Source organism: Catenibacterium sp. RTP21428st1_D7_RTP21428_210409 (assembly GCF_040227455.1).
Lineage (GTDB): Bacteria > Bacillota_I > Bacilli_A > Erysipelotrichales > Coprobacillaceae > Catenibacterium > Catenibacterium mitsuoka_A.
The window spans coordinates 1-5,076 of record NZ_JBEHVX010000125.1; the positions used below are offsets into that span (position 1 = coordinate 1).

The 5,076-nt window shown below is 31.7% G+C and carries 3 protein-coding genes; 1 reads left to right on the forward strand and 2 read right to left on the reverse strand.

Annotated features, from left to right (window positions below; translation table 11 throughout):
* Positions 1-74: 74 nt before the first annotated feature.
* The gene (locus ABUA27_RS12065; protein ID WP_349820798.1) at positions 75-2,450 is read right to left on the reverse strand and encodes a Helicase associated domain protein; all 2,376 of its coding nucleotides are present in this window, start codon (positions 2,448-2,450) and stop codon (positions 75-77) included.
* Between the two features lie 631 nt (positions 2,451-3,081).
* On the opposite strand from ABUA27_RS12065, the gene ABUA27_RS12070 reads away from it, so the two are divergent.
* Positions 3,082-3,444 carry an ATP-binding protein gene (locus ABUA27_RS12070; protein ID WP_349820800.1) on the forward strand — a complete coding sequence of 121 codons (363 nt, stop codon included), beginning with the start codon at positions 3,082-3,084 and terminating at the stop codon, positions 3,442-3,444.
* Between the two features lie 521 nt (positions 3,445-3,965).
* Here the strand turns inward: ABUA27_RS12070 and ABUA27_RS12075 are convergent.
* On the reverse strand, positions 3,966-4,886 hold the full coding sequence (locus ABUA27_RS12075) for an acyltransferase family protein (protein ID WP_349820799.1): 921 nt from the start codon (positions 4,884-4,886) through the stop codon (positions 3,966-3,968).
* Positions 4,887-5,076 lie beyond the last annotated feature (190 nt).

The following is a 5,076-nucleotide window of genomic DNA, read 5'->3' on the forward strand; positions in this document are numbered from 1 at the left end:
AAAAGAGCATCACCTTACGGTGATGCTCATTTGGCAAGGACTGTCAACATTCTGTCCTTGACTTTTGAACCAGTTTAGTAAGATGTGAGATAGTCCATTGGAACATTGAGATGACCAAACTTGAGATAATACTTTCTAGCTTCCTCATACATGGACCACCAGCGATTGTCTTTTCTTCCAACTTCTGCCATAGGCAGTGTTTTCAACATCTCAATCTGCTCATGAGTAAGTTTTCCTTCTTGCATAGCTTTCTTTTGAGAAACAATCCACTTACCTAACCATACTCCTTGGATAACTTCCTTTTGAGAGATATTGATATTTCCATGTTCTTCATAATATTGTTTAACTAACTTAAAACGAGATTCCCAATTATCTGGATTCCAATTCATACCTATATCTGTAAGTCTTTTAATTCGATCATCACAAATCTTATTATTCTTATAAAGGTTTCTTTGTCTTTGAATCCATGTGCCTAAAGAAAAAAGATTATCTGTTTCATATTTAACAGGAACATTTAAATCTCCATATTTTTCATAATATTTCTTAGCTTCCAAAAATCCCTTTTCCCAGATACGATCAACTCTATCCATCCAATCCATACCTATAGAATTTAGTTTCTTAATTTGATCATTGGATAAAGAATTAGTTCTATGAAGTTGTTTTTGTCTACCAATCCAACTTCCTAAATGTGTACCATCTTTAGTTTTGTAATTTGATGGAACATCTAGATTTCTATGCTCTCTATAATATTGTTCAGCTAATTTAAAATTCTGTTCCCAAGAATTATCCATTGCATTCCAAATCATCCCAATATCTTCTAACTGCTTAACTCTATCATTTTGTAAGTATTTTTTATGTGCACCTGAGTTATACCAACTTCTCACTGAACTAATCCATCTTCCTAAAGATACTCCATCAGCATTCACGTATCGCGAAGGTACTTCTAAATTTCTGTGTTCTTTATAATACTGTTTAGCTGCATGATAGTGCTTAGACCAATTAAGATCGTTGTAATCTTCCCAAATCATATGAATACTATCTAATTTGTTGATTTGATTTTCAGTTAGTTTACCATTAATCGTACCTTTGCGAATAGCTTTCTGATTAGCTATCCAACTACCTAATGCATAACCTTCTTCGGTAATGTATTTAGCTGGTATTTCTAAGTTTCCATTATCGTTGAAATATTTTTGAGCACATTCATAATACATGTCCCAGGTTGCAGTTAATGTATCATTGAGTTTCCCAAATAATTCTTTACAATTTCTTACTTCATCTATAACTTTGAACTTCTCATTGATGACCTGTTCATTTTCTCCTAGAGAACGATAGTAAGAAATTGCTACTTCCATTTCTTCTTTGATTGAATCAATACTATAAAGATTTTCAATGTTCAAAACGATATCGAATATGACTGCATTTGTTTTCTTACTTGCCGATAATGCTCTACCAATCTGCTGTTTATAGACTATTGGTGAGACTGTTGGTCTTAATAGAATAACTCCACTTATATCATCGACATGGATTCCTTCATTTAATGCATCAATACAATAAAGGAGTCTTAAGTGATTGTTATCATTATCTTCTTTGAAGTCCTTAAATGCTTTGTCTGCTCCTGGATCACTTGAATATACAGAATACATGAGTGGTTCTTTATCTACTTTAGAGAACCACTCAGTATGTTTCATCATCTGATCCATATGTTCCTTATTGGAACAGAATACTATGTATTTGCCATGTGGATTAGTCATGTGTTTTTTAAATATTTCATCTAATCCATCGGCATTTTCTAACGCTCTTTTTAATTCATCTAAGTATTTTTCTGCCTGATCTTTAACGACTTTACTTTTAGTCTTCTTAACTCTTATTTCGTATTTTTCTAATGTGTTCTGATAGTAATACATTGATAATACGTATTTAGGCGGGTTCAATATTCCACGTACTATTGCTTCACCTAAACTCATTTGAGAGGCTATGTTGCCATCAAATAATTCCTGTGCCATATCTCTTTGGTTATCTAGATAACGAATATTGGTTGCAGATAAGCCTAAGACAGGAATATCTGAATAAGTAAATAAGAGTTGTTCTACTCCCTTTTGCCAGAATGTAGCTCCTGCTCTGTGATATTCATCTAGGATAATATAATCAGGATGTATTGCTTGTATCTCTTCCTTGCTCATACCCATGAGTTTGGCATAAGTAAAGAAGACAATATTATTAGGTTTGTAACCATTAGTTGCTTGATGCAAATTTTCCAACTGAGTAGAAAAGATATATTCTGAAGGAGATAACCAACAGATAGTCTTGTCAGGATGATCTTCACATAGTTTAAATGCGATAAATGATTTACCTGTTCCTGTTGGATGAACAATGGCTGCTTTTTTAGTATCTTTAAGCATATTAACTGCTAAGTCATATGCTTTTTGGTTATGAGAATACAGCTTAATCATTGTCTAATCCCCCTTCTTTTTTCTTATGTGGCACTGGTGAATATAAACAAATCCTGAAAATTAGTATTTGGTTCAAAAGGTATACTTTTAGTAACAAAAGAACTTTAAAATAAATGCAGATAATGTTATAATTTTCCGCGAATATAAATAAATATCTTATTGTTTCTGTTTATTAAAAAAATGGCACGAAAGGTATACTTTTCGAGTAACTAAATAGACTTGGGGTTTACTCAAGCTTTGAAAAAGTCAGGGGTATAAACTCCTGGCTTTGCTTTTGGGCTGTAAACTTTTTAGGGGCAGTTTTCTGCTGTCTATTTTGTTTATTTCATAAATCATTTATCATGTTCTTTATGTCAAATCAATCTATAGAAAAAAAGGATAAGCAAGCAACGAAAGTTTGGCAACCGAAATACTTATCCATTCCAAAAAGAAAACTATGATAAGAACAAATTGATTATTATGGCGAAGCTGACCAATAATTCCGATTTAGCCTGATCATTAATTCCGAAAGACTTGACCAATCATTCCGATTAGGTTGATCAATTATATTATACATACTCCTTTTCTAGTAAAATTAAGGTGTAGATAAGCATCGAATCTGCACAATATTTTACAGGAAAGGTGTTTTTATATCCATAGACATGAGACTCTCATTATGGTTGGTGCTACAGGAAGTGGTAAATCATATATTGCATGTGCACTAGGTGTAGAGGTATGTAATGCAACCCTGAAGATAATGTATGTAAGACTTCCTAATTTATTAGCTGAATTAGATCTTACAAAGGTTCAGGAAAACTACAGACAGAGAATAAATCAATACATAAAGTGTGATCTTTTAATACTGGACGAGTGGCTGTTGATAGGAACTAATAATGCCGAACAGCAGGATATTCTTGAAATACTGGAAAAGAGATATCGTATCCATTCAAAACAGTATTCTTCTCTCAGTTCGGTGTTACAGGATGGCGCAGTAAGCTTGGGGGAGATGCTTTAGCTGATACAATAATGGATAGAATAATATCAAAATCACAAACAATAAAAATCTTTGGTGATAAGTCAATGAGAAGCAGATAAACAAAAAACAATCCTGACTGTACTTTATTTACAGTCAGGTTTTAGGTGGTCAGGTTCATCGGAACGGTTGGTCAACCCCATCGGAATTTTATGAAAATGGCTAGTTGGTCAAGAGCATCGGAACACTTGGTCAACTCAATCGGAATGAGTGATCAACTAAAGTGGAATAATCACAAATCCTTCAATCAATCTAAAATAAAGTATATTACTGAAAATCAATATGAAAAAGATTATTCAAATCCTTAAATTGCAATGACTTCTCTTTGCCTAAAGGTTATTCCAGAGGTCTTAGTACGCACACATCTTATAGCTGCCACCTGCAGATTATGGATATGCAAGTTATATTTTATTTAGATTTTTTATAGCAACTCTTTGCTATAAAACCTTATAGGATGTTTTGGGTCTTATCCTGACATATTTATATAAATTCACAAAAAGCCACTACTTCTTAACTTCTACTCTATTTTTAAGTACATTATCAATTCGCCAAGCCATATACCCTCCAATTAAACATAATATGAAAGTAAGCATATTTGCAATGTTACTATTAATGCTTCTCATTAAATATCCTTTCCATCGCAATAAATGTCCTTCAATCAAATATATGTATAAAGAAATGAAGCCTAATTTTTGTATTATAGTACACTTTCCAATTTTTAATTTTGTAACCAATATCATCGTGAGTACTGCAGCTGAAAAGGAGAACAAAACTAAATCTACTTTATAGTGTACTTGCCCATATCTTACTACAAAATACGTGAGAGATATAAGTACTGTTAAATATAAAGTAACTCGATTAAATTCTTTTTTATGTGCCATTACAATTCCAACGAAAAAATCTATTGTATAAATCCAAACCTGTACCGATGATGACCATATCATGACCTGCCCAGTCTTGTCCAAAATAGCTAAGAAAAAATTAAGAATCAGAAACAATAATGGAAGTAGATATTTTATTGTCAATTTCTGTTTATTCTCTAACAATTTTTTCCACAAATAAAACTCTGCATATAAAAGGAAACAGTAAGAAATATACCACATTGATGGATCTATATTGTATCCAAAATCAAGTCCAATCATTGAAATTACTACATTTGCAATATTAACATTCTTATTAATAATTATTTCAATAACTAATGCCAGTAAAATAATTACTTCATAGGGAATAAAAACTCTAGTAAAGCGTTTTTTCCAATAATCCTTCAACCCATTCCATTGATAAGAAGTTTCTAATCCATATCCTGAAAGTATCAAAAAAATATGAACTCCCCATGCACCACTTGAATCTAAATAGTTTAAATGACCTAGTAACACAAATATGATTGCAATTGCCTTCAATGCTAGTGTATCTTCTTTTTTCATATTCTCCTCTTTTCTACTTTAGTAATTTTTTTATAATTAATTTTTAAGTTGAGAATCACATCTTGATTATATTTCCGAAAAATCATTATGTTCTATGTATCAATTGATTATAATTTTCTATAAATTTTATATCTAATTTTCGATTATCCGCATAAACACTATACTTTCAAGTATTTTGAAGTATAGAAAA